This window comes from Synechocystis sp. PCC 7339, from assembly GCF_019924095.1.
Lineage (GTDB): Bacteria > Cyanobacteriota > Cyanobacteriia > Cyanobacteriales > Microcystaceae > Synechocystis.
Genome location: NZ_CP063659.1, coordinates 1,204,344 through 1,227,445 on the forward strand (window position 1 = coordinate 1,204,344; position 23,102 = coordinate 1,227,445).

At 47.5% G+C, this 23,102-nt stretch carries 26 protein-coding genes and 2 tRNA genes; 12 read left to right on the forward strand and 16 right to left on the reverse strand.

The genetic code is table 11. The features are described from left to right. Positions 1–43: 43 nt before the first annotated feature. On the forward strand, positions 44–325 hold the full coding sequence (locus tag IQE94_RS05595) for a helix-turn-helix domain-containing protein (protein WP_223342882.1): 282 nt from the start codon (positions 44–46) through the stop codon (positions 323–325). Next, positions 325–543: a hypothetical protein gene (locus IQE94_RS05600; protein ID WP_223342883.1), complete on the forward strand. Its 219-nt coding sequence runs from the start codon at positions 325–327 to the stop codon at positions 541–543. Before IQE94_RS05595 ends, IQE94_RS05600 begins: the two co-directional genes overlap by 1 nt. Here IQE94_RS05600 and IQE94_RS05605 read toward each other — a convergent pair. Beyond that, positions 540–695: a hypothetical protein gene (locus IQE94_RS05605; RefSeq protein WP_223342884.1), complete on the reverse strand. Its 156-nt coding sequence runs from the start codon at positions 693–695 to the stop codon at positions 540–542. The genes IQE94_RS05600 and IQE94_RS05605 overlap by 4 nt on opposite strands. Before the next feature lie 4 nt (positions 696–699). Further along, positions 700–1,251, reverse strand: coding sequence for a hypothetical protein (locus IQE94_RS05610; RefSeq protein ID WP_223342885.1), 552 nt, complete (start codon positions 1,249–1,251; stop codon positions 700–702). A gap of 201 nt (positions 1,252–1,452) precedes the next feature. Between IQE94_RS05610 and IQE94_RS05615 the strand changes: the two genes are divergently transcribed. From IQE94_RS05615 to IQE94_RS05635, 5 genes are read left to right on the forward strand one after another with little or no spacing between them, the layout of a single operon-like run. Continuing rightward, positions 1,453–1,845: a hypothetical protein gene (locus tag IQE94_RS05615; RefSeq protein WP_223342886.1), complete on the forward strand. Its 393-nt coding sequence runs from the start codon at positions 1,453–1,455 to the stop codon at positions 1,843–1,845. Between the two features lie 54 nt (positions 1,846–1,899). Continuing rightward, positions 1,900–2,145, forward strand: a complete 246-nt coding sequence (locus IQE94_RS05620) for a hypothetical protein (RefSeq protein ID WP_223342887.1) — start codon at positions 1,900–1,902, stop codon at positions 2,143–2,145. Positions 2,146–2,188: 43 nt separating this feature from the next. Further along, entirely contained in the window at positions 2,189–2,404 is a 216-nt protein-coding gene (locus tag IQE94_RS05625; protein ID WP_162327834.1) for a hypothetical protein, read from the forward strand. A 46-nt stretch (positions 2,405–2,450) separates the two neighbouring features. Next, positions 2,451–2,687 (forward strand): hemolysin XhlA family protein, encoded by a 237-nt coding sequence (locus tag IQE94_RS05630; protein ID WP_223342888.1) that lies wholly within the window; start codon positions 2,451–2,453, stop codon positions 2,685–2,687. A gap of 42 nt (positions 2,688–2,729) precedes the next feature. Then, positions 2,730–2,921, forward strand: a complete 192-nt coding sequence (locus IQE94_RS05635; RefSeq protein WP_223342889.1) for a hypothetical protein — start codon at positions 2,730–2,732, stop codon at positions 2,919–2,921. Here IQE94_RS05635 and IQE94_RS05640 read toward each other — a convergent pair. The 5 genes from IQE94_RS05640 to IQE94_RS05660 form a co-directional block, all read right to left on the reverse strand. Further along, positions 2,918–3,955: a hypothetical protein gene (locus tag IQE94_RS05640; protein ID WP_223342890.1), complete on the reverse strand. Its 1,038-nt coding sequence runs from the start codon at positions 3,953–3,955 to the stop codon at positions 2,918–2,920. The genes IQE94_RS05635 and IQE94_RS05640 overlap by 4 nt on opposite strands. 142 nt (positions 3,956–4,097) lie before the next feature. Then, positions 4,098–4,171: transfer RNA gene (locus IQE94_RS05645), tRNA-Met, on the reverse strand. Positions 4,172–4,236: 65 nt separating this feature from the next. Further along, positions 4,237–6,516, reverse strand: a complete 2,280-nt coding sequence (gene recJ, locus IQE94_RS05650) for a single-stranded-DNA-specific exonuclease RecJ (protein ID WP_212716713.1) — start codon at positions 6,514–6,516, stop codon at positions 4,237–4,239. A gap of 40 nt (positions 6,517–6,556) precedes the next feature. Further along, positions 6,557–9,538: an ATP-binding protein gene (locus IQE94_RS05655; protein WP_212716715.1), complete on the reverse strand. Its 2,982-nt coding sequence runs from the start codon at positions 9,536–9,538 to the stop codon at positions 6,557–6,559. 18 nt (positions 9,539–9,556) lie between these two features. Continuing rightward, complete coding sequence (locus tag IQE94_RS05660) at positions 9,557–10,975, reverse strand: DUF2079 domain-containing protein (protein WP_212716717.1); 1,419 nt, start codon at positions 10,973–10,975, stop codon at positions 9,557–9,559. 209 nt (positions 10,976–11,184) lie between these two features. Between IQE94_RS05660 and IQE94_RS05665 the strand changes: the two genes are divergently transcribed. Both IQE94_RS05665 and IQE94_RS05670 read left to right on the forward strand, forming a co-directional pair. Further along, on the forward strand, positions 11,185–12,108 hold the full coding sequence (locus IQE94_RS05665; protein ID WP_212716719.1) for a carbohydrate kinase: 924 nt from the start codon (positions 11,185–11,187) through the stop codon (positions 12,106–12,108). Positions 12,109–12,480: 372 nt separating this feature from the next. Then, positions 12,481–13,002: a cytochrome b gene (locus IQE94_RS05670; RefSeq protein WP_223342891.1), complete on the forward strand. Its 522-nt coding sequence runs from the start codon at positions 12,481–12,483 to the stop codon at positions 13,000–13,002. 163 nt (positions 13,003–13,165) lie between these two features. Here the strand turns inward: IQE94_RS05670 and IQE94_RS05675 are convergent, their stop codons facing one another. After that, positions 13,166–14,350 (reverse strand): pentapeptide repeat-containing protein, encoded by a 1,185-nt coding sequence (locus tag IQE94_RS05675; RefSeq protein ID WP_255611371.1) that lies wholly within the window; start codon positions 14,348–14,350, stop codon positions 13,166–13,168. A gap of 95 nt (positions 14,351–14,445) precedes the next feature. Here IQE94_RS05675 and IQE94_RS05680 point away from each other — a divergent pair, with 95 nt between their 5' ends. Together IQE94_RS05680 and IQE94_RS05685 are read left to right on the forward strand one after the other, a co-directional pair. Then, positions 14,446–14,580, forward strand: a complete 135-nt coding sequence (locus tag IQE94_RS05680) for a hypothetical protein (RefSeq protein ID WP_249214041.1) — start codon at positions 14,446–14,448, stop codon at positions 14,578–14,580. 32 nt (positions 14,581–14,612) lie between these two features. Next, the gene (locus IQE94_RS05685; RefSeq protein ID WP_304650930.1) at positions 14,613–14,834 is read left to right on the forward strand and encodes a zinc ribbon domain-containing protein; all 222 of its coding nucleotides are present in this window, start codon (positions 14,613–14,615) and stop codon (positions 14,832–14,834) included. A 24-nt stretch (positions 14,835–14,858) separates the two neighbouring features. On the opposite strand, the gene IQE94_RS05690 is transcribed toward IQE94_RS05685, so the two are convergent. From IQE94_RS05690 to IQE94_RS05715, 6 genes are all read right to left on the reverse strand, one after another. After that, a complete protein-coding gene (locus IQE94_RS05690; protein ID WP_223342892.1) occupies positions 14,859–15,530 on the reverse strand; it encodes an HAD-IA family hydrolase in 672 nt (223 codons plus the stop codon). 34 nt (positions 15,531–15,564) lie between these two features. Beyond that, the gene (gene queG / locus IQE94_RS05695) at positions 15,565–16,470 is read right to left on the reverse strand and encodes a tRNA epoxyqueuosine(34) reductase QueG (RefSeq protein ID WP_255611398.1); all 906 of its coding nucleotides are present in this window, start codon (positions 16,468–16,470) and stop codon (positions 15,565–15,567) included. A 95-nt stretch (positions 16,471–16,565) separates the two neighbouring features. Beyond that, on the reverse strand, positions 16,566–17,063 hold the full coding sequence (gene ribH, locus IQE94_RS05700; protein WP_212716724.1) for a 6,7-dimethyl-8-ribityllumazine synthase: 498 nt from the start codon (positions 17,061–17,063) through the stop codon (positions 16,566–16,568). 123 nt (positions 17,064–17,186) lie between these two features. Then, positions 17,187–17,375 carry a photosystem II reaction center protein PsbZ gene (gene psbZ / locus IQE94_RS05705; RefSeq protein ID WP_014407093.1) on the reverse strand — a complete coding sequence of 63 codons (189 nt, stop codon included), beginning with the start codon at positions 17,373–17,375 and terminating at the stop codon, positions 17,187–17,189. 275 nt (positions 17,376–17,650) lie between these two features. Next, positions 17,651–17,732, reverse strand: a tRNA-Leu gene (locus tag IQE94_RS05710). Further along, positions 17,711–18,622, reverse strand: a complete 912-nt coding sequence (locus tag IQE94_RS05715; protein ID WP_370630515.1) for a M48 family metallopeptidase — start codon at positions 18,620–18,622, stop codon at positions 17,711–17,713. Before IQE94_RS05715 ends, IQE94_RS05710 begins: the two co-directional genes overlap by 22 nt. Before the next feature lie 370 nt (positions 18,623–18,992). Here IQE94_RS05715 and IQE94_RS05720 point away from each other — a divergent pair, with 370 nt between their 5' ends. Further along, entirely contained in the window at positions 18,993–19,985 is a 993-nt protein-coding gene (locus IQE94_RS05720) for a 30S ribosomal protein S1 (protein ID WP_223342894.1), read from the forward strand. Positions 19,986–20,135: 150 nt separating this feature from the next. On the opposite strand, the gene recF is transcribed toward IQE94_RS05720, so the two are convergent. Continuing rightward, a complete protein-coding gene (gene recF, locus IQE94_RS05725; RefSeq protein ID WP_223343202.1) occupies positions 20,136–21,290 on the reverse strand; it encodes a DNA replication/repair protein RecF in 1,155 nt (384 codons plus the stop codon). 41 nt (positions 21,291–21,331) lie between these two features. Next, complete coding sequence (locus tag IQE94_RS05730; RefSeq protein WP_223343203.1) at positions 21,332–22,993, reverse strand: ABC transporter ATP-binding protein; 1,662 nt, start codon at positions 22,991–22,993, stop codon at positions 21,332–21,334. Between the last annotated feature and the right edge of the window lie 109 nt (positions 22,994–23,102).

Genomic DNA, 23,102 nt, shown 5'->3' on the forward strand with positions numbered 1-23,102 from the left:
TTGGCTAACATCCCCCAAAGAGCAAACTAAGGAGGAATGTACCGTGGCGGTACAATCTAAGAGTAAGATGGACGGTGAGAAAAATCAAGCCGTAAATAACAAGGTGATTAAATCTATTCGCCAAAGGATTGGATTAAGCCAAGAGCAATTGGCGGCCCGCCTAGAAACATCAAGGGGCCGTCTATCCAGCATTGAGCGAGGTTTGGAGACTCCAGATTGGCTGATCAAATTTGCGGTTCTGTCCAAACTTCTCCATGAGGCGGGACTTTCTTGGGAGGATGTGATCATGGAGTTCCCCGAAATTACAGAGAGGAAAGCCAGCTAATGTTACGTAACCTATTTGTCCAGACAGTGGGGGTAGTGGCATGCATTTACCTGATCCTTTTGGGACTGAACTGGGCCATGCTCTTTGCTCTGAGAACATTGGAAACCTTTTCCCGGTGGTATAGGTATCAGGCCGCCCCCTATTCCCTCCAAATTGCCCTGGGTTTGGGCTTGGCCTATCTGGTAGTGATGGGGATTTTGAGCAGTCGAGAAAATTAAAACCGGATACTGTCTTTGTACCAGATGGCGGAAAGGTGGGTTTTTTCCGGTTGCCCAAACAATCGCCTTTGCCGGTTCAAGGTGCGGATATGCCAGGCCCGAGCCTCGATAAAGATCCAAAGGGAAAAAAGCGTAACTAGAAAAATGCCCATATGGTTAAACCTCCTTAACCCAAAAATTTCTATCCCCATCCCATAACCACCCCTCGGGCCACTTATCCGGGTCTTTGGCCCAACGCCTCACGGTCGCCAGTGATTTTCCCCAATCGTTGGCGGCTTCCTCATGGGTACGCATAATTTCCATGGTTGGGGGCAATGGCTGTTTCTGGATCATGATGGTGGTTTCTGGGGGCTTGTCCCCTCCCCAATGGGCTTGATGTTCAAGGTCTTTTAATTTTTCCCGGTGATCTAAAATTTCCCGCTTAGCCCAATCAAGATGTTTTTCTATTTTCTCTAGGCGATCGCGTTTTTCCCCGTCCTCAGTAAGAATGAGCCTTTTCTCAAGGCTGGTTAGGCGATCTGATAGCTCCGATAGGCGATCGTCTAGGTCGGGGGACATTGGGGATGATTGGCGATCGCCTCCAATTATGTCAAGGATTAGTCTCTTGGCTGTTAGACCTAAAGATTCACCATCAGAAGAATAACTTTCGAGCCTTTCCCTGGCTTCTTTATCAAGCGAAAAATAAATTGTGTTTGAGTATTTAGCCATCTTCTTATGGGTTGTTTATGGGCAATCATATCTTAACCCATAATCATATAGTTTTAACCCATAGTCAATCATCTATGACTCATGGGTGATTCATGGATAAAAATAACCTTAACCCATATTGCAATGGGTTAATTATGGGTTATATTAGATTCATGGGTTAATAACCCATAGCACCTAACCAACTAAATACAGGAGTAAAGGATGTTCCCATCTAAACGACCAGGTCATGGCATTGCCAACGCCGCTGACATTCTAGGAATGCTCTCCAGTGCCCCAAAGGGTAGCCCAATGGAAATATTGGGAGCCTGCATTGCCGGAGTAGAAGCCGCTGATTACTTTATTCGCAAGATGGATCAGTGGGAGAAAGAACAGCGGTTTGATGACAACACCAAAAAGCTAGTGGTTCAAGCTACTCGCTTATTTGAATCCGGTCAAATCACCAAGGAAGGGTTGAAGGCAATTATCGATGAATTGCCAGACACCATCACCACTGAGGCAAAGACCGTTGAGCAACCTAACGGGGTTGACTTGAATGAAGTCTTGAAAGACGTTGACCCACAGAAATTGGCTCAACTCCTCAAAATGATCCAGTAAACAAAACAAAGCCCCCAAACCAGGGGGCCACTCACTTACTAACCTAATTTTCCCATGATTACCATTTCCATCGCTACCCATTCCGATCTCGCCCTTGATACCTATAACCTGGTCAAGCGCAAGCTTCACAAAGAAGGCTACGTCAACGTTGAAAAGCACCTAAAAATCGTGCCCTGGCGTTTTTCCTGGCTAGTCCAAGCCGATCAAGAAATTATTACTGCCCTAGGTTGGGAAATTTACACCGACCTAGATGCAATGATCGCCAACCAAAACGACATTTCCGCCGCTGTAACCGCTTAAACGATTAAACCTAATCCCCCCTGGAAACCCAGGGGGCTTTGTCATGAAATTTATCCCTTTAGAAAATCCTGACCCAGCCATTTATCAGGATGAAGATTGGAACCTTTGGCGTTGTGGAGGAAAAACCGATGATGGTTACTTCATCATGTTTGAATGCGACGATGTGGGGCAATGGAATCCTCAAACCAGTTATGCAGAAGAATTTGCCCCCCATGAAATGGATCGCTTTGTCATTGTTAAAGCTATTCTGACCGCTTAAAATTTACCCAGGGGGGCTAGTCCCCCCACCAAAGGAGCCAAACCCTATGCCTACCATCGAAACTGACTTAAAAGACGTTCTAGCCAAGATTGACGCAAGGCTAGACCGAATAGAGCAAAAGCTAGAAGCACTGCCAAGACTAGAAACAGAAGTTGCCAACATCAAAGAAGATGTCAGGGAATTGAAAGGCAGTCAAAGGGCCCAAATCTGGGCTTTGATTGGCATTATTTTTTCCGTCATGATTAGCGCGATCGTCAAGTTTGGATTTTTTCCCAATCCCTAAATAATCAACAGAGCAATCCCCCTTTACTCGGAGATAAACCTTATGATTAACAACGACAATATTTGTTTAGATCAAATTGAGGAAGTCAAACGCCGGGATGATCGCTTCTTCCAGCTAGTCAACAAACAAGAGCAAACATCACGGACTATTATCATCGCCGCCGCTTCTGTTGTTGTTCTTAGCCCCGTCTTGGGAACTGTGGCAGAATTTGTGGCCAGGCTACTGGCTAACTAACCCTTAAGACTCCCATAGAACCTATCAGAAAAGGATTGTTTCTCGATCCAACGCTGATAGGTTTTTCTGTGTACTTCCTCCCCATGGCCCATCAGGGCGGCGGCCAGGTCGGTGGCCAAACCTTGTTCAAAAGCCCGCCGCGCCCAACAATGGCGGATATTGTAGGGGGCAACGGTTAACCCCAATCGCTTAAAGGCATGGGTGACGCGACTTCCCAAAGCTTCATTGTCTCCGTGGCAATCGGGCAAAGGCAGGGATGGATCTAACCTTTCCGCCCATTGGGGTAACAAAGGAAAAACAAACCTTTCCCGGTCAGTTTTGCCCCGGTCAACGTATAGGGTTGGGTAGTCAATTAGATCACAGCAAAAACATTCATAATTTCGCAGACCATAGACAATCATCAGCCCTGCCACCGTCCCCCAGGGGTCAGCATCCAACCCCGCCCAAAAATCCAATAGCAGGGAATCAGGGGGCAAATTCCTTGGGTTAACCGGGGTCAGCGGTGAATACTTGCCCCGATATTCCGAAACGCAATCAGGCAACCCCGCAAACTTGAGCAATTGAGCATAAGCCCCCACTAACCGCCGCCGGGTGCGAGAATCCGCCGGGGAAGCGATGACAATTTCTTTCAACACTTCCCCATCCAACGGGGCCGCCCAATCCACCTTGTTAAAGCATTTCCCCAAATATTCCTTCTCCCAAGTTTTTTGCTTGCCCCCCTTGGCTAAGTAATCCGCCCCCAAAGCCTCGATCCAATCCCCAAAGGTAGATTTTTCTGGGGCATGGTCAGGGAGCCAGTCAGCCCAACGGAAGCGATCGCAATCCAGGGCCGCCCTAATTTCCAGGCAAAGGGCAAAGGCCCGGTCAATTCCCCCCGGAGTAGTGGAAATCCCCAGGGCGATCCGTTGCTGTTTTTTCCCCGGGGCATCCCGTAAAGGGAACATTCCCCGGACAGACAACCAACCGCCCCGATCCTCCAGTTGAAGGTGAACCCCCCCGGTCTTTAACTTAGCGTTGGCCGTCTCAATTCTCATGGACTAAATACGGACTAAAATCATACTCACATTTACTTACATTTACCAACATTTCCGAAGGTTTATTTAGATTTACAAAGCGTAATAATCCCGAAAACCAAGCGGGTTAAAGGTTTTGGGCTTAAAGTTTGCAACATAAAAATGGCTCGGGGCGGATTTGAACCGCCGACCTTGGGCTTATGAGTCCCCTGCTCTAACCAACTGAGCTACCAAGCCTTGTCTGTTTCTTCAACGGACAGTTAACAACTATACACTAAATTCACAGCATGGCAAAATAATTTTTATGGGCTGTCGGGTACGGTGGCCAAAAGTTCGGGGGTGAGGGACACTTGGCTGAAATATTGTTTTTGGAATTGTTCTTCTGCAATTAAAGTTTCAATTTGCCGGACCAAAGCTTTCGGCCAGGCACTGCCGGGGGTTAACGCTGGGCTGTGCTCCTTGATCAGAATCAGAATTTGACTAGCTAAGCCATGGCTAAAATCCCATTGTTTTTGCAAGCTGAGGGGAGAAAGTTCGGCTGTTTTTCGTCCATGCCATTGTTCTTCTAACTGGGCCACTAAGGCAGTGGGACATTGGGGTAGAAAATGATAGGCCAGCACTAGGGGTTGTTGGGCGGCGATCGCGTGTTGGTAAGCCCGGCGTAATTCTGACCAACTACTGGGACAGGTACGGAGAACATGACCTTGGGGAGAAAGACCATTGTCTGGGCAATGGGGGGAACGGCGGTCAATTAAATTAGAACTAGTTTGGCTAGGGGTAATCCCTTGGGGTTGATGTAAACGAAAATCGATCAGACGCACTTCATAACGCCGATCGTAGGTGTTAAAGTCCAATTCCACCACCAAATCTAACGGTTCATTTTGGGGCAGTTCATCGGGATGGTGACCCCACCAGACCCCAGGGCATTGAATGATTTGACCATCGCCATCGGTTTGAGGTGGATATTCCGTCAGCCAAAAATTAGTTTTGAGATAGGACACCTTATTGCCGGTGCGGTCTTTGATGTTGCGAAAGCTGGGCCGCTCGACTTGTACTTTTTCTAGTAGTAGTTGGGGGGCGGGATTGCCCATGCCATAGGGTTCCAGCAAATTAAATTCCCGGAATAGGTCCTGTCCTAAATCTGCCACTGTGACCTGGAGGTCCACTGACAAAATGGGATCTAAACTAATTTGGGCTCCATAGCTTTGCCAAAACTGTTGATTAACTGCTTCCGTGAACAACGGCAATTTATCCAGCGGTAAGCTCAAGCCAGCGGCAAAGGGATGACCCCCAAAGCCCAACATTAAATGTCGTTGACTGTGCAGTAGGGCATAGAGGTCAATGTTGGCCACAGAACGGGCTGAACCCTTGGCAATTTCCCCATCTTGGGTGTTGAGCAAAATGGCCGGACGGCCACAGGTTTGGGCAACATGGCTGGCGGCTAGGCCTAAAACCCCCGTAGGCCATTGGGGATCGGTGAGTACTACTACCCCGGTGGTGGACAGGTCAATATTTTGGAGCCGTTGGTCAATTTCGGTGATGACGGATTTCTGCAGTCCCTTGCGTCTACTGTTGAGGGTTTCCGTTTCCGCGGCCAATTGATTGCAAATTTGTGGATCTCCGCTGGTGAGCAATTCCACCCCAAAGCTAGCATCCCCTTTAATGCGACTAATGGCGTTAATGCGGGGGCCAATACCAAAACCAATATCCGTGGGCCGATCGCCGTTACGGTTGCAAAGGTTAAGCAACGCATGGATACCAGGGCGGGTGGCGGTGCTTGGATCTTTTTGGGTACGAAGTTGGGCAATGCCCCGCTGGGCCAGGTAACGGCAATCCCCCTTCAGGGTGACTAAATCGGCAATCAAACCGATCGCCACTAAATCCAGTAACTTTTCCAAAGGTTGTTGGGGCACTGTGGGGTAATGGTCATAAAGAGCTTCCACCAATTTGAAAGCCACTGCAACCCCGGAAAGGTTAAACAGGGGATGGTCATCGGCAAAGTAACGGGGGTTAATAATCGCCACCACCTCCGGGCGATCGTCTGGCAATGTGTGGTGGTCAGTGACAATCACATCCATGCCCAACTGCCGAGCATAGAGAATTTCTGCCAAGTTGGTACTGCCGGTGTCACAGGTGACAATCAGCTTGGTGCCCTGGGCCGCTAAACGTTCTAGACCCGGTCGATTGAGCCCGTGAGATTCCCGCAAACGATTAGGAATGGTGTAACTCAACTGGTCAGCTTGGGGGAAAAACTGTCCCAATCCTTCCCATAACACCGCAGTGGAAGTAATGCCATCGGCATCGAAATCCCCCCAGATAGTTACCTTTTCCCTCTGTTCCATGGCCTGGCCCAACCGTTGTACGGCCCATTTCATTTCCTGGCCAAATTCCCAGGCACTAGTGGGAGTGTAATGCTCCGGCGTCACAAACCCGGCCAACTGATCCGCCGCTTGAATACCCCTTTGCCATAGCAACTGGGACGCAAATTTGCCGCTGGATTGGCCACAATGGCGACGTACTTGTTCGACGAAAATGGAGGGGGGGGTAACAGGGGGAATTAATTGCCAACGAAATTGGGCCATGGTCAAAGAATTGAAAGTGATTCCATGCTAACTTTTCCCCCTACTCCACAGTATGGCGGCTATCCACTCCAGCATTAATTTCCGTCAGGCTAGCTCGATATTGGGGAAATTGACCCATCAGTTGCTCCAATCGACGGCTATCAAAATCTTCCAATGCCTGGATAATGCCCCGGCCATAGGACTCTAAATCCTCCCAGCCATATTCCGTCCCCCAGCTTGCAAGGCGATCGCCAAAGTTTCTTAATTGTCGGGAAACGAGGGTGTGGCGTAAAGTGCTCCAAACGTTAGTTTCTTCCTGTTCTAGCAAGGAAATTAATTGTTGCCGTCGAGCTTGATCAATTAGGGGCACTGCCATAGAAGAGTGCTGACCAGATCTGCTTTGGTTAATTGAGCTGTTATCATCAGGGGCCATGTCCCCAGCCCTGGCCGGCAAAAATTTCTCCTTTGCACTGCTGGAGGCGATCGACCCATCCGAATTAACTCCATCGCCAGGGGAAAGACCGGACTCGGGCAAATTTTCCACCAAACGCACTGTCGGAAAACGCAAAATGAAAGTACTACCCTCCCCAGGTCGACTAAAAAGACTAATTTCTCCCCCCAACAATGAGGTTAAACGCTTGGTAATGGTCAAGCCTAAACCTGTGCCTCCATATTTGCGGGTGCTCTGTCCTTGACTCTGGGTGAAAACATCAAAAATCTTCGCTTGATCTTCCGGCGCAATGCCAATGCCAGTGTCAGTGACTTCAATGGCTAAAGAAATGTAGGTACCCTGGGAGCGGACTCGAATGTCTTCCACACCGATATAAATGAAAACCTGTCCCTCTTCGGTAAACTTAAGGGCATTACCCACTAAATTAAATAAAATTTGTCGCAGGCGTACCGCATCGAAATAAATAGGTTGGTTTAGACTTTCATCCACTTGGATAATTAACAGCAAACCTTTACTTTCAGCCTTGTAATCAAAAATTTGTTTGATTTCTCTAACGATTGTCCTTAAATCTACCGGCTCCAAATCAATTACTAATTTACCTGCTTCAATTTTAGAAATGTCTAAGATATCATCGATAAGTGCTAACAAAATCTTACTGCTAGAGCCAATGGTATTGAGGTATTTTTTTGTTTGGGACAAACTAAGATCTTTTTGTAAAAGTAAATCGCAAAAGCCTAGAATAGCATTCATTGGTGTCCGAATTTCGTGGCTAATATTAGCTAAAAATTCACCCTTAACACGGTTGGCCAATTCAGCATTTTCCTTTGCTTCTCTCAGCTTAACTTCAATGCATTGGCGTTCTTCGATTTCCTCTGCCAGTTGCTTATTAATCATAATTAAGGTATTGGTTCTTTCTGCCACTCTCGTTTCCAAGTTATCCCTAGCTTGCTTGATGGTTTTAAACTGACTTTGTAACGTGATCAGCATTTCATTAAAATTTTCATTAAGAGTAGCTACTTCACTCACTTCACTGTGGAGAGCGATGGGGGTTAAGCCTTGGTGTTCTAATTTGGCGGGGATGTCAGTGGTAATTTTAGCCAAAGTTAATAATGGATTAGCTACCCGTTTACTAACACGAATGGCAATGACTAAACCCACTAAACTTAAAAACAACAACAAGCCCAATTTTTGTACTGATTGAATCTGTAATTTCTCAATACTTTGTCGAGCAGGCAAGCCAATTACTAATTGCCAATCATTAATTTTATCCAAGGGCAAAATATGATAGTAATAGGAATCACGCCAGCGGAGAGCAGGATTAACTGGTTTATTCGGAGACCAATGGTAGGTTGATGGGGCCAGATTCCGGAGATTTCCTTCCTGAAAAGGCTGATAAAATTCTAAAGGTAATAGGTCATCAATAGTGCTGGCTATAATCTGATTTTGGGCATTGATGAGAGTAATATTTAATTCCTTAGTAACCCTATTTGCAGATAAAAGCTCTTTCGTTTTAGCCAGGTTTAAAGAAGCATTAACAAATCCCTCTAATCTGTTGTTAACCACTAGTGGAATAGTGATAGCCACATGGGGATCTATATTCACATTGGTGCGGTGTAGTCGAGATATTTGTGTTTTGAGAAGACTGGAAAAACCAGTTATTTTTTCTGCTTGAACCAGTCCTAATCGTGATTCTCCCACCTGATTCAACTCCGGTGAACTGGTAATAATTTTTCCCTGGCGATCGCCGACATAAATATTGCTAAAGCCAGCAAAAGCCGTTTGTATGGTCTGGGTCATGAGGTTAAGAGTAGGCAGTTGTGCCCCATTACCCTGATTAATTTCTGCTATTAAAGATGAGACTTTGGTGGCAAAAACTTCTGCTCCTTCTAGATGACTTTGGTACCAATCTTCAACGGAATTTTTAATGGGGATGGATAAAGCAGTTAATTCTTGAATTGTTTGCTTTTCCATTTGCAAAAAAGCTTCTTGACCATTAAAAACGGTGATAAATAGGAGGGGAAAAAAGATAAATGCTACCAAAAAATTAAATAAAGTTTGTTCAAAAGATATCTTTTTACAAACAGAAAAACCTGGTCTTCTTAAGGGAGAAAATTTCTGCTTTGATAAACTAAATCCAGTAATCAAAAAACTGGCAATTAAGCTATTAAAAATGCCATTGGCAGCTTGTTTAAGGGTAATTAAACTGGTGGTAACTGGGGTCATATCTAAACCCCAACGGTAAAAAAGATAAACCAAGGGCATGCCAATTAGCAGCCAAAAGAGACTGTTAATTAAGACTAAATTGGTTTGCCGACGGCGCAACATCAAGCCCACTACTAGGGCTTCAAGCATGATCATTAATATCCCGTAGCCATGGCGCCAAATGAATATGGTGTGACTGCCGGCGATCGCCGCACTAACTAAGCCCCAGGGCAAGCCATAGTAAACAAGCACCAGTAAAGTGGCGATGCTACCAAAAAGAAAATCAACTCCGAAAAATATATGTAGCTTAAAATAGTTTCCTCCATAACCCGCCAGTAAAAGGCAGGGCAAAAGCCAGTATTTTTGTAGGAGATTAGGAAATTTGCCCATGGGAAACCTAAGCTGAAATTAGGGAATAGAGGGGGCGCGTCGGTAAATAATCACCTCATTCTCTTGATATTCTGGCGTAAAAGCTGAATCCTGACCCACCTGTTGGGCTAGGGCTTCCACCGTGCCCTGGGAATTTTCCCAACCAGCGTAGTTGGTTTGCAATAACACCGCATCAAAACGGCTTAGATCGAAGGGAGCTTCCGCTTCAATGGCTAATTCTAGGTCAGGTCGATGGCTTAGGTGGGCCGCAAGGTGGGGAGAAGTCAAAACCCGATCGCCTGATTGCACCAAGGACACTGCTGTTTGTAGGTTAGCCAACTGTCCCCAATGGTGCCAATATCTACCGAAAAAGTAGGTGTATTTTCCCAAAGCTAAAAAGGCGATCACCGTCCAGAGAATAATCCACCGGGGCTTTTTTAACCAACTACTGCCCCGATACCAATGGGTCATCACCACCAGGAGCAGAAATGGCAAAATTGGCAACGAATATTGATGAATTAAATCCTTTTGAGGAAGATAGTCGGTGACTAAGTTAACAAATAGGGCGGGAATAGCCGGGATAGCCATGGCCCAGGCTTTACCCCAAATGCCCCAAATAATCGGCGCAGTTAATAGCACTAAATAAAATAAATTATCCAGCGTAAATAACATTCCTAAAACGATTTGGGGTTTAAGAATTAAATTTAAAATAATTTCTGTAACGGAATCCCCCAAAAAGCTATAGCGCCCCACTGCCGCCGCCTCTTCTCCACTAAAAGCTGGAATAATACCTTTGGTGGTAATAATAAACCAAGCAATGCCCGCTACAGTGGTAATGAGTCCCATTAACCTTTTTCTTTCCCAAATTAGCAACCAAATACCTAGCATAAATACGGTGAGGGAAAGCACCGCTTTGCTAGCCAAAATTATGATTAAACTAGTTAAGAAAATTCCCAACCTATTGGCTCTAGCGCTCCACACTGCCCACAGCAGAGCCGGTACAGCGATTACTTCAGTGTGAAAATCAAATAAATTGATATTAAAAACTAGGGGATATAGGCCATAAACCAAGGCCATGGTTAAACTCTCTTTTTCCCCTAAGCCTGTTTGTTTCGCCAATTGCCAAGTGGGCCATGCCCCCAAGGCTAAAGCGATCGCCTGAATGAAAAATAACCAATAAACAGAAGGATAAATTTTGTAAAAAATTGCGATGGGATAAACCAAAAAAGCGGCGTGATCCCCCAAAATATGGAAACCTCGAAAGGAGACCCGGGGATATTCCCCCTGACTGATCAGGTAAATAGCTTGGTCGAAAAAACCCAAATCCAGGGCGGTGGATTGAAACAGCCAGTGGCGCACTGTGGCACAAATGAAGAGAATGACAGCACCGATCGCCATTCCGATCAGCAGGGAGCGGGGGGGCAAAAATCCGTCAGGTTTGCTCTGGCTTACTTCCATGGTGATTCAACTAGGGCTAAAAACAAGGCAAAATTTGCCAAAACTCCTCCAACATTAGCAAAACAAGGGCGTTCTGTTGCCTTAATGGAGAAGATTCGGGGATCAATTACCATGTCAGACTGGGCCAAACCAACCACTGAAACCTCTTTCAGTCCTCAGGCTAGGATGGAATCGAGTCAGCAATGAATTTTGGAACAGGTTAAGTATCCATGGCCGAGGTTGTATGTTTTGGAGAAATGCTCTTTGACTGTTTGGCAGATCAATTGGGAGTGCCTTTGGAGCAAGTCAAATCCTGGACTAATTATGCCGGTGGCGCCCCTGCTAATGTGGCCTGTGCTTTGGTTAAACAGGCGATTAGCACCGCTTTCATCGGTCGTTTGGGGGCAGACAGGGCGGGACAAGAGTTAAAAACTGTTCTACAACAATGCCAAGTTAACGTTGATGGACTCCAAATTGATCCCCATAGACCCACTCGTTTAGTTTATGTAACCAGGACATGGGACGGCGATCGCCATTTTGCCGGGTTTGGGGCATATCACACCGGGGATTTTGCCGACACAGCGGTGCAGTGGGAAGCCATTCCTGAATCTTTATTCACCTCAGCCCAATATGTGGTGATGGGCACCATTGCCCTGGCCTATCCCCACAGTCGGACTGCCACGAAGCAGTTAGTGGTATTGGTAAAAAAACACCAGGTCAAGATCTTTTTGGATATCAATTGGCGATCAGTTTTTTGGGACGATGAAACGCAAGCCAAGGAACTGATTCCCACTCTGATTACCCACGCCCAAATTTTGAAATGTACCGACGAGGAAGCGGTCTGGTTGTTTGGTTACCAAGATCCGGTCACCATCCACAACAAATTTCCCCACCTCCAGGGGGTATTAGTCACCGCTGGGGACAAGGGTTGTGCCTATTCCCTAGGCAAAAACTATGGAGAAGTCCCTGCTTTTAGGGTCAATGTGCGGGATACCACCGGGGCGGGAGACAGTTTTGTGGCAGGATTTTTAGCCCAAGCCCTAATCCATGGGGACAAATTATTCACAGACGCTCACCTCAGTTGTCAGGCTGTGACCTATGCCAGTGCCATGGGAGCTTTCACTACTCTCCATCCTGGGGCGATCGCCGGTTAATCTCATTAACGTTAAAAAAATGTTGTTAACATTACCTAAATGAGGACTAATTCTATATGGTCTCAGTAAGTACGGCTTCTGCAACCTTGTTTAACAATGTGTCGGCCATAACCCTGTTACAAATAAATGAAATTGTCTGTAAAAGAGTGAAAGCTCCAACAAAAAACATCCACCCGGAGGAGAAACTGGTTGGCTGAAAGCCCAACAGCAATGGCTAACCGGTCAACATCAAAAAAAGTATAGAATACGGTAAAAAGTACGATTGTTAACCGTAAATTTTTAGCATTTTCCCTGGTGACAATGAATACACCACCATTGCAGCAAACCACAGATAAACCTAAACTAAGGCTTAATTCCCCATTTAAGTCCCTAATGCGAATCCATTGGTGGATGGCCCTCGCCTATCTAATTGTATTTTGTACTGGTATCTTAATGGTTAATCTAGAAAGGGGACAATTTTTACGCAGTGAACTATACGACTTCCACAAATCCATCGGCATATTAACCATGGCATTATTGACCTGGCGAATTTTCACCTTATTACAGGTTTGGTGGCGTAAATATACCAAACGTATCCCCAAATTATCCCCAGCTTGGTGGCGTAACTTTACCCTCCACCTGAGCTTATATTTCTTTATGGGAGTGGTGCCAATTTCCGGATTTCTGCTTTCTAATTCCTTTAAAGCTAATAATGTGAGATTTTTCTCCATTACCTTGCCCGATATTTTCCCCGAAAATGAAGCCATGGTAGAAATCGGACGCAATGCCCATTTTTGGTTAGCCTACACATTCTTACTTTTTATTTTCATACACATGTTGACTTATTGGAAAATAATCAGAGCTAATTGGCGAAGATGGGTCAATTTTATCAACAAATTTCAACAGCAAACCTAATTTTTTATCAAGATCCATGGCGTGGGAAAACCCTCAGATTTATCCGTGGGGAGTGTCAAGACAAACCCAGTCAAGCAGGAAGCCCACGCCTTTAGCGGAGGGAGCACTCAACGACCGAGAAGATTTTCAATTCCTTCACAGCCACCGGGAATAGTTTTTCTAGTTAACGTCCCCCCCAGGCACAGCAATAGCACCTCTGCTCCTCGCTTATATTTTTGGTATTACTGAAGTTGGCATTTTCCACCACTGCCCCCGTATATTCTCCAGTTTCGTAATTGGGAATATGGTTGCGACTGCGGGGACTGGCCTTATCCCCAGTGCCATAAAATAGCCTAGTTCCCTTCAGGTCAGCCCCATCAAGGTTGGCTTCGTAGAGCACCGCCCTGGATAGATTAGCCTTGACCAAATCCACTTGGCTGAGGTTAGCCCGGATGAGGTAAATCTCACTCAGATCCACCCAGCGCAGATCCTGCCCCACCAAATCCGCCGCCACCAGCATCACCCCCAGGTTAATTACCCTTAGGCCGTGGATGCGGTCTTCTTGGTAGCCCCCCATGCCATCAAAAATAGGGCGACCGAGGTAATAGTCCCGCTTGAGGGGAGTGAGTAGGCGGGATTGGGAAAGAAAGCGGAGAATTTTTGCCTTACCACCGGAATCCACACTGGCCAGAATGGCCGCCGTTCTTCCTTCAGCGAAGGCCCGTTCCTGGGGCCAATCTTCTAACATGCCTTGATCGCTCAAAGCTAGGTCTGAAATACCCTGAAAATAGGCGTCAATGGTCTGTTGCTGGGTGATGCGATTTTGTTGAATAGTCAAATCCTTGGAAATGACATATTGTTGCCAAGCAACGTACACTGCCAGCACAGCGATCATAATTTGCCCCAGGGCCCCCACCCATTCTGCCCAGGAACCAAATTCGTCGTATTTAAATTGATTGAGCCAATATTTGACAGAACTGTAAAGGCCTAGGTAATGGGCCAAAGCACCGCTTGCCAAGACAAAACCTAGCCCCCCCAACAGGGAACGCCGCTCTTGAACGGTGAGATAGTGCTGTATCCATGATTTGATGGTGGGGAGAATGACCTGCAAGGAAAACATCAGGGCTAACACCGCCGAAGTAAATCCCAACCAAGGCCAACGGCAGACTAACCCCAAGGCAATGCCCAGCACTGTCACCACCAGTAACCAAGGCATGGCCGGATCAACAGACTCTTGAAACACCCATTGGGGCAAAGAACGACGGGGCGGACTACTTTCCCCCGGCCCTAGGGCTGGAGGTAAATCGAACAACTCATTGGGCATAGCCAAAATATTCAGGACGAGGGCAATTCCTAGGATTTTAACCAAAAATATGTAGCGGGAAGTGCCACGCTCTAATCTTTGATTGAGCGATCCACCATAAACTATCGCGCAGGATAGTAGACGAAAGCCAAGTCATCGTGGTGGAAAACCTAGCTGTACGAAATATGATGCAAAATCATTGTCTTGCTAAGTCCATTGGACAAGTGGGATGGGGTCAATTTTGCACCATGTTGAAATACAAGTCGGAGTGGCAAGGAAAGGTCTATGTTGAATAGACAGATTCTTCCCATCTTCTAAAACCTGTAATATTTGCCTAAACAGAGTTGACAACCTTCCCCTGGATATTAGGTTTTGGCAGTGCGATAAATGTGGTGCTAAATATGACCGTGATATAAATACGGCACGCAACATCCGAGATGAAGGACTGCGTATTTTGACCTCGGGAACCGGGGATTCCGCCTATTGTCTAGCTGTAAGACAAGGTAGTAAAGGGCGCAAGTCTTCTACTACTTTGCAGGCTATTGGATAGGAAGCCTACACTGTAATCTTTGATTCAGCGTGGGTAGTTCACTGGATACCAGCGATGGTTATCCAAAGCGGCGATCGCCGTGAGTAGTTCCTTGGGCTGATGCACCAAAAAATCCGGCTCGTATTCCTGCAAAATGGCCGGCGGACTGAATCCCCAAGCCACGGAAATCATTGTTAACCGACTTTTCTTGGCGGCGCTGATGTCTCTGGTTTCATCCCCTACGTAAATTACTTCATCGGCCTTAAAATTATGCTCCTTCAACACCCGATTAATAATACGGTTTTTGCCAAATAGGGTGGTGCCTGCCTTAACAAAATCAAACATTTGTTCCAAATCATTGTTGCGCAAAAATATCCGCACATTATCCCCCAAATTAGAAGTGACAATGCCAAGCACATAACCCTTTTGCTTGAGTAGGGCCAACACTTCCTTAACATCTCCATAGGGTTTGAGGTCTTTGATTTCCTTGCCCAATTCCTTTTTAAACCGCTTCAAAATAAAGGGAATTTTAAAGGGGGAAACCTGGGAGTATTTAATAATTTCAGCCGAACTTAATTGCTTGAGGCGAGCCAATTCCACCTGGTCCACCGCTGGATAGCCAAACTCGTCCGCCAAACGATTGATAATGGCAAAAAAGGCATCGTGGGTATCGGCAATGGTGCCGTCAAAATCGAACAATACAGCTTTAATGGCCATGGTGAGGAGGGGGGCCAACTATTTGGTCAGTCTTTCATTGTAGATTAGCCTGGGCGTTCCGCCGTAACATAGCTGGTTTTATGCGCCTCAGGGCCGATGCGGTGAACTGTTGCTGCCAATCCGCCTCAGTGATATTAGCCAAAGCGTCTAACTCTGGGTTGAGATTGCCTTCGTAGGGATGAAAATCCGCCACGTCCGTGGGTTGGGCAAAACGCTCATTCCAGGGGCACACATCTTGGCAAATGTCACATCCCGCCACCCAACCTTGCAAATTGTTAGCGATCGCCGTGGGCAGGGTTTCCTCCCGATTTTCGATGGTGTGGTAAGCAATGCATTTGTTACTATCCACTACAAAGGGCGCCACAATGGCCTGGGTGGGACAGGCCTCTAGACAACGAGTACAAGTGCCGCAATGTTGACTGTGCGGGCGATCGCCGTTGAGGGGGATGTTAGTGACAATTTCCCCTAAAAATAACCAACTGCCGTAATCCCGACTAATCAAATTACCGTTCTTGCCCACCCAACCAAGGCCGGCCCGTTCGGCCCAGGCTTTGTCTTGAATGGGGCCCGTATCAACGTAATAGCGACTCTGTAAATCCGGCACCTGTTGTTCCAGCCACAAATTAAGAGCTTTGAGTTTTTTAGTTAAGACCCGATGGTAATCCCGTCCCCAGGCATAGCGGGAAATTTTACCAATCCCAGGCTGATCACTGCGGCGGTGGGAGGTGTAATAATTCAAGGCCACTGCAATCACCGACTGGGCCGACGGTAAAAGCTCTCTCACGTTTTGCCGTTTGGGATTATCCATCCAAGCCATGTCAGCGTTATAGCCCAGGGTAATCCAGCTTTGTAACCTTTGGGCTGCCTGATCGGTCTCCGTTGCCAAAACGTCAGCAATGCCCACCTGATGGAAACCGATCGCCAAGGCTTGGGCTTTAATGCGTTCCTCTAGGGGAGATTGGGACAAGGACAAAGGAAAAAATGAAGTTTGGGAGCTAAAACTTAGCTGTATTAACTATTAACAAACTACTCTAATTACTTAGTTGTCGTCAAAGGAGCCATGGCCCGCATCAAACTGGCCATTTCCAACGCATTCATGGCGTAGCCCCAACCGTGGTTGCTCTTAATGCCCGCCCGTTCTAGAGCTTGTTGCATGGTGTCCGTGGTTAAAATGCCAAAAATCACCGGCACCCCAGTCTGGCTGGCGATCGCCGCAATACCCTTGGCCGCTTCTCCGGCCACAAAATCAAAATGGGGAGTCTGCCCCCGGATCACCGCCCCCAGGCAAATAATCGCATCGTACTGCCCCGACACTGCCAACTTACGGGTCACCAACGGTACCTCAAAGCTACCGGGCACCCAAATATAATCCACCTGGGTACCTGTGGGGTCTACATCAATGCCATGGCGTTTGAGGCAATCTTGGCAACCGGAAAGTAATTTTTCCGTCACCAGGTCATTGAAACGGGCAATTACAAGGGCAAAACGAAATGGCCGGGCCGGAGGAGTAAACGACCCTTCATAAACTGTCATGGTGTAGTTCCCTAGATCGGGTTAGTGCTGAATCAAACTTTGCGGGGGCTATCCCCCACAGCATGGGTTCATCAACGGCCAGGCCGTGGGAGAAATATTACGGGGATAGGGCGATCGCCGCCCCTAGACGACCAGGAAGTTCAACAGGGCCACCACAATTACCAAAATGGCCCAAATACCGGAACCTAAATACAGCAAAGGCTTAGAACGGTCCCAGTTCTGGGGAGAAGCATAGGCCACTGGCACTCCCACCACCATCACGAAAGAAAAAAGCACCAGGGCCGCCAACGCAATCTGAAAAACAATGGACATTTTAGAGTTTCTCCTTATAAATTAGGCAAGACTGTCCCCGGCTGAAACCCTCGACAGTCGCTGATATGGGCAAATATTATCGTTGAATCTTTCCCTATGTAAGCTACCAAAATATGTGCCCTGAGGGAAGCACATAGCCAGATTACCCAGGGGTCATCGCCCAGCGACTTTGTCCAAGGTTTTTGTACAACCAACAAACTGGCGTCAGAATAAGATTCATCCTCAGGGAAGCAGGTCGATTTTTGGGAAACCAGACCATGCCTTAAATATTAAAATGGGCAGCGAGAGACTCGAACTCTCACGACCGAAGTCGCCACATTTTGAGTGTGGTGCGTCTACCAATTCCGCCAGCCGCCCTTGTTTTCTTCGGTGTTCAGATTATACGCATTTTTGCGCCCCTTGAGCAAGTTTTGATAGGTTTGGGAATCACTCCAACGATCAATTTCCCTGGCCCGGAGCACCGGCACCGGATGGGTCAGGTTTTGGGTTTGTAAATTCTTCAACATTGCCCCCATTTCATCTTCCCCCAGGCGATCGTATTCCCGGGCTTGGTCAATAAAAGCATCCAGATTTAACAGTGGAGCCAATTGGGGAGAACCACCGGCCAACTTCATCAACACCGACATCACCACCTTGGAATCCTGCACCGCCAACAGGGCCGCCCGATCACAGCTAAATTCAGCACAGCGCACCCACTCCAACATCTGGGACTGGAGGGATTGGGTCAACACCGCACCCCAGTTGGGGATTAGCCCCGCCGCCAACACCATAATGTTAGCCAAAGTCAAATACACCCCATGCTCACATTTAAGGTGTCCCAATTCATGGGCCATCACCGCTTGAATTTCCGCCGGAGTCAACATATCCACCAGAGAAGTGTGCATCACCATAAAAGGCTTTTTACCCCGCATGGCAAAAGTGTAGGCATTGGGTTGGGGATTTTGTTGGATGTAGAGTTCCGGCGCTTCCAGGTCGAGAATTTTACAGGCATCCAAAAGCAGTTGATAGAGATGGGGCAATTGTTTTTCCCCTACCCGGACACTGGCTGCCAAATTATTGAGGGCAAAAAACTTTTCCGCCACGGAGCCTAGCAATCCCCGCACCATCAGGTCTAGGCCAGGAATCTGCTTCAAGTTGGTGGTGGCCATTTGGTCCAAAGGATGGCGAAAATGGTCTGCCTTTAATCCCACCAAGGGAATGGAGTTGCTGATAAATTCTGACATTTTTAAAACCTGGCCTAACTTCACTGTTCAAATTCTATTGGTTTCTGAGCAGGAGGACATTGTGACAGCAACCATTCACCATGAGCCCAGGACAAGGCTTCCCCTTTGCTTCAGTTTAAGCAAAATCGGATAAAAGCCCCCCAGTATTGGGAAATTTAGAGAACAAATTAAAACTTTATCAATACCTCCGAAGTCCCGGTTACCCAGGCGATCGCTAAGGTTTCAAGCTAGTCTAAACATGGTGATCAAAATTGTTCTTACTGGCGGAGGGCTTGCCCCCTTTGTCCAACTCGTACTGTATAATTGAGAGTCTGTATCCTGGCTTGTACGGTAAGTAACAGGAGGCACGCATATTCACTAAACGGAGACTAAGGGATTAGGACTTAAAACTTACATGGTCAGTCAAACTTCTACAGCAACTATTGGATTCACTCTCGAGGACTTTGCCGCCCTTCTTGACAAGTACGATTATCATTTCAGTCCTGGGGACATTGTCGCTGGGACCGTATTTAGCATGGAGTCCCGGGGGGCTCTGATTGACATTGGGGCAAAAACCGCCGCCTATATTCCCATTCAGGAAATGTCGATCAACCGTGTGGATGACCCTGAAGAGGTGCTCCAGCCCAACGAAACCCGGGAATTTTTCATTCTGACCGATGAGAACGAAGACGGTCAGCTCACTCTTTCCATCCGCCGGATTGAGTATATGAGGGCTTGGGAAAGGGTCAGACAACTCCAAGCAGAAGACGCCACGGTGCGCTCCAATGTTTTTGCCACAAATCGTGGTGGTGCTTTAGTCAGAATTGAAGGACTGCGGGGCTTTATTCCCGGCTCCCACATCAGTGCCCGGGAAGCGAAAGAGGATCTAGTAGGGGAAGACCTGCCCCTGAAGTTTTTAGAAGTGGATGAAGAGCGTAATCGTCTAGTGCTCAGCCATCGTCGGGCCCTAGTAGAGCGGAAGATGAACGGTTTGGAAGTGGCCCAGGTAGTGGTGGGCTCAGTCCGGGGTATCAAACCCTACGGTGCTTTCATCGATATCGGTGGTGTCAGCGGTCTGTTGCACATTTCTGAAATTTCCCACGACCACATCGATACTCCCCACAGCGTCTTTAATGTCAATGATGAAATTAAGGTGATGATCATTGACCTAGATGCGGAACGGGGTCGTATTTCCCTGTCCACTAAGCAGTTGGAGCCGGAACCCGGTGCCATGCTAAAAGACCGGGATTTGGTCAACGAAAAAGCTGACGAGATGGCCGAGATTTTCCGGCAGAAACGTTTGGCGGAAGCCCAGGGCATTCCCTATGAGCCCCCCGCCTCCGTTGATGACACCGACGCCAACGATGAGGAAGATGAGTCCCTGGCTGTCAGCGCTGTGGATGAGTAATTGATCCCGTTGGTATTCCAATCGTCAGCAGAAATTCAATGATTTTCTGCCCATAAATCAATAACCCTGAGCTATTTTGGCCCAGGGCTTTTTATTGCACGTTGGTAAATAATGAGGACTTTGTTCTTGTCATCCTCAGTCCATCCCAAATCAATCAATTTCCGACGGCCACCGTTCCTCCAGTTGACCTTTATTAACTTTAATGATCTGGGCCGATCGCCGCCAGCGGTCATCAAAACGATTTAAGTGGGTGGTGGTAATAAGGGTTTGAAAGCGATCTTCAATGGCCATCAACAATTGCCCCTGGCGATCAAGGTCCAACTCCGCCAAGACATCATCCAATAACAACAGGGGCGGCTCCCCAATTACCGTTTCAATTAAACTTAATTCAGCCAATTTCAATGCCAGCACCAAGGTTCGTTGTTGTCCCTGGGAGCCATAGGTTCTGGCCGGGGTTTCATCAATGGCAAACCCCACTTCGTCTCGATGGGGCCCCACCACCGTTGCCCCCAGATGCAATTCTGCCGATCGCCGTTGGGCCAATCTTGCCAAAAAAGCCTGGTGTACTATTTCCGGTTCATCCCCTTCCCAGATCACATTGGGTTGATAGGTCACAGTGAGGGTCTCATTGCCGCCGCTAATGCGCCCATGCCACTCCTGGGCCAAGGGAGCTAGCCGGGCCAAACCCCTCGCCCGACGGCGGGCTACCCTAGTCCCCATTTCCACCAATTGCTGATCCCAGAGTTTCAAAGAAGCAGTTAATTCTTCCCCCAAAGCTAGACCGGTTTCCCACTGCTGTCGGAGGCTTTTTAGTAAAGCATTGCGTTGTTTAACAATATGTTGGTATTGAGCTAAAATGTGGGCATAGAGGGGTTCTAGTTGAGTTAATAAAGTATCTAGCCACTGGCGACGACAGTCCGGTGCGCCTCTGACCAAATCTAAATCTAAACAGGAAAATTCCACTGCATTTAAGCAACCCAAAAAATCTAACTGGCGGCGGCATTGGTTTTGGTTAATGCGTAGATTACGCCTGCCTGATCGCCGTAGGCCAATTTCTAATTCTGCCACACTGTACTGTCTTTCCAGTAAAGCTTTAATTTGGCCACTGGCCGCCCCATCCAACACCAATTCCTGGTCCCGGCTAGTACGATGACTTTTGAGGGTTGCTAATAGTTCTACTGCTTCCAATAAGTTAGATTTACCCTGGGCATTATTGCCCACCAAAATGGTTTTTTGAGCAGAAAATTCCACCTCCTCTTCCAGGTAATTGCGAAAGGCCCGTAAATAAAGTTTTTTCAGGTACATTTTTTTACTCAACGGGGCAAAAATCAGCAACCTTTGCCGGTCTAGGAAGCAAACTGTTGGGCATGGAAACGGGCATAGCGACCTTGGTGGGCCATCAATTCTTGATGACTACCCATTTCAACAATTTCCCCTCGTTCCAACACCACAATGCGGGTGGCCTTACGCACCGTAGCCAAGCGATGGGCAATAACAAACACAGTCCGTTGTTGAACAATGCGCTCTAAAGCTTCCTGCACCAGCGCTTCCGATTCCGAATCCAACGCCGAAGTAGCCTCATCTAAAATTAAAATGCTGGGATTGCGTAAAATCGCTCTGGCGATGGCAATGCGCTGACGTTGCCCTCCTGAAAGGGTGACCCCCCGCTCCCCCACATAGGTGTAATATCCCTGGCTCAACTCTGTAATGAACTGGTGGGCATTGGCGATGCAAGCCGCTTCCTCAATGGCTTTTAGGTCTAAATCAGTTTTGCCAAAGGCAATATTCTGGGCGATCGTGCCTGAAAAAAGAATATTTTCCTGGGGCACAATGGCAATTTGCCCCCGTAAACTTTTCAGGGTGATTCTATCAATGACGTGGCCATCAATGCGTAAACAACCCCCCGTGACGTCGTGGAGCCGCATCAATAGGTTCACCAAGGTACTCTTACCGGCCCCGGAAGCCCCCACCAAAGCGATCATTTCCCCTGGCTGGGCCTGTAAATTAATTCCACTCAAAACCGGTTTATCTTCTATGTAGGCAAAATCGACGTTTTCATAATGCACCGCTCCCTGGAGGTGGTCGATGGGCACGGCAGTGGGGCTATCTTCCACCGAAGGTTGCAGAGCAAAAATTTCAAAAATACGGTCAACGGAAGCTTCCCCCTGTTTGAACAAATTGTAATTGCTGGTGATGTGGCTAATGGGATCAATCAACATCGCTACCCCAGTGACGTAGCTAATAAATTCAATGCCAGTTAAGTTACCGAGGGAAATTTGCCAAGCCGCCAGGCAAAATAACACCACTACCCCCATGGCTTCCAAAAAACCCACCACCACAAACTGCAATGCCTTCATGCGTTCGGCCAAAAACTGCGATCGCCGATGTTGCTGGGCCTCTTCCCGAAACAAATCTAACTGGTAATCCTCGGCAGCAAAAGCTTTAACTAAACGGATGGCCCCCAACGTTTCCGTCAATAAAGAAGACAGATTAGAAATGCGGGTTTGACTACGGCGACTGAACTTTAACAACTGTTCCCCAAAAAAGCCGATTAGCACCGCCATTAGGGGGGCAATGACCAGCACCGCACAGGTAAGGGCCCAGTTGAGGTAGAACATGTAACCGAACACCACCACCAATTGCAACGCCGAAGGGACAAAATCGTGGAATAACTTATTCACCACTTCGCCGATGCGGTCAATGTCTTCTGTGAGTCGATAGGATAGGTCCCCTGTTTTTGCTTCCTCAAAATAGCTCAGGCTTAGCCGTTGCAGATGGGCATAGGTCTGCTCCCGCAGAGTCAATGCCATATTTAGCGCCGCCTTGGCCATGAGGGTATCCTGGCCATACTGGGCCATACCCCGCACCAGAAAAATTACTGCCGCCACCCCGGCCATAATCAAAATGGAGCGCACATCCCCCTCACCGATGTATTTGGCCATGCGTCCCACTAACCAGGCTAGGATAGGCCAAAAAACGGTAAATAACAGAGTACAGAGGAAAGCCAGACCGATGGTTCGCCGATGGGGACTAATGTAAGGGATTAACAGCCAGTAGCGAGATTTAGGGGAAGATTTTTTCTGCAAAGGACTAAATTACGTCGGGGAAAGAACCCCG

Excerpts from the sequence above, each read along its gene's own strand:
- IQE94_RS05600 (WP_223342883.1), top strand. The coding sequence starts at position 325 with ATGTTACGTAACCTATTTGTCCAGACAGTGGGGGTAGTGGCATGCATT.
- IQE94_RS05605 (WP_223342884.1), bottom strand. The coding sequence starts at position 695 with ATGGGCATTTTTCTAGTTACGCTTTTTTCCCTTTGGATCTTTATCGAG.
- IQE94_RS05610 (WP_223342885.1), bottom strand. The coding sequence starts at position 1,251 with ATGGCTAAATACTCAAACACAATTTATTTTTCGCTTGATAAAGAAGCC.
- IQE94_RS05615 (WP_223342886.1), top strand. The coding sequence starts at position 1,453 with ATGTTCCCATCTAAACGACCAGGTCATGGCATTGCCAACGCCGCTGAC.
- IQE94_RS05620 (WP_223342887.1), top strand. The coding sequence starts at position 1,900 with ATGATTACCATTTCCATCGCTACCCATTCCGATCTCGCCCTTGATACC.
- IQE94_RS05625 (WP_162327834.1), top strand. The coding sequence starts at position 2,189 with ATGAAATTTATCCCTTTAGAAAATCCTGACCCAGCCATTTATCAGGAT.
- IQE94_RS05630 (WP_223342888.1), top strand. The coding sequence starts at position 2,451 with ATGCCTACCATCGAAACTGACTTAAAAGACGTTCTAGCCAAGATTGAC.
- IQE94_RS05635 (WP_223342889.1), top strand. The coding sequence starts at position 2,730 with ATGATTAACAACGACAATATTTGTTTAGATCAAATTGAGGAAGTCAAA.
- IQE94_RS05640 (WP_223342890.1), bottom strand. The coding sequence starts at position 3,955 with ATGAGAATTGAGACGGCCAACGCTAAGTTAAAGACCGGGGGGGTTCAC.
- recJ (WP_212716713.1), bottom strand. The coding sequence starts at position 6,516 with ATGGCCCAATTTCGTTGGCAATTAATTCCCCCTGTTACCCCCCCCTCC.
- IQE94_RS05655 (WP_212716715.1), bottom strand. The coding sequence starts at position 9,538 with ATGGGCAAATTTCCTAATCTCCTACAAAAATACTGGCTTTTGCCCTGC.
- IQE94_RS05660 (WP_212716717.1), bottom strand. The coding sequence starts at position 10,975 with ATGGAAGTAAGCCAGAGCAAACCTGACGGATTTTTGCCCCCCCGCTCC.
- IQE94_RS05665 (WP_212716719.1), top strand. The coding sequence starts at position 11,185 with ATGGCCGAGGTTGTATGTTTTGGAGAAATGCTCTTTGACTGTTTGGCA.
- IQE94_RS05670 (WP_223342891.1), top strand. The coding sequence starts at position 12,481 with ATGCGAATCCATTGGTGGATGGCCCTCGCCTATCTAATTGTATTTTGT.
- IQE94_RS05690 (WP_223342892.1), bottom strand. The coding sequence starts at position 15,530 with ATGGCCATTAAAGCTGTATTGTTCGATTTTGACGGCACCATTGCCGAT.
- ribH (WP_212716724.1), bottom strand. The coding sequence starts at position 17,063 with ATGACAGTTTATGAAGGGTCGTTTACTCCTCCGGCCCGGCCATTTCGT.
- psbZ (WP_014407093.1), bottom strand. The coding sequence starts at position 17,375 with ATGTCCATTGTTTTTCAGATTGCGTTGGCGGCCCTGGTGCTTTTTTCT.
- IQE94_RS05720 (WP_223342894.1), top strand. The coding sequence starts at position 18,993 with ATGGTCAGTCAAACTTCTACAGCAACTATTGGATTCACTCTCGAGGAC.
- recF (WP_223343202.1), bottom strand. The coding sequence starts at position 21,290 with ATGTACCTGAAAAAACTTTATTTACGGGCCTTTCGCAATTACCTGGAA.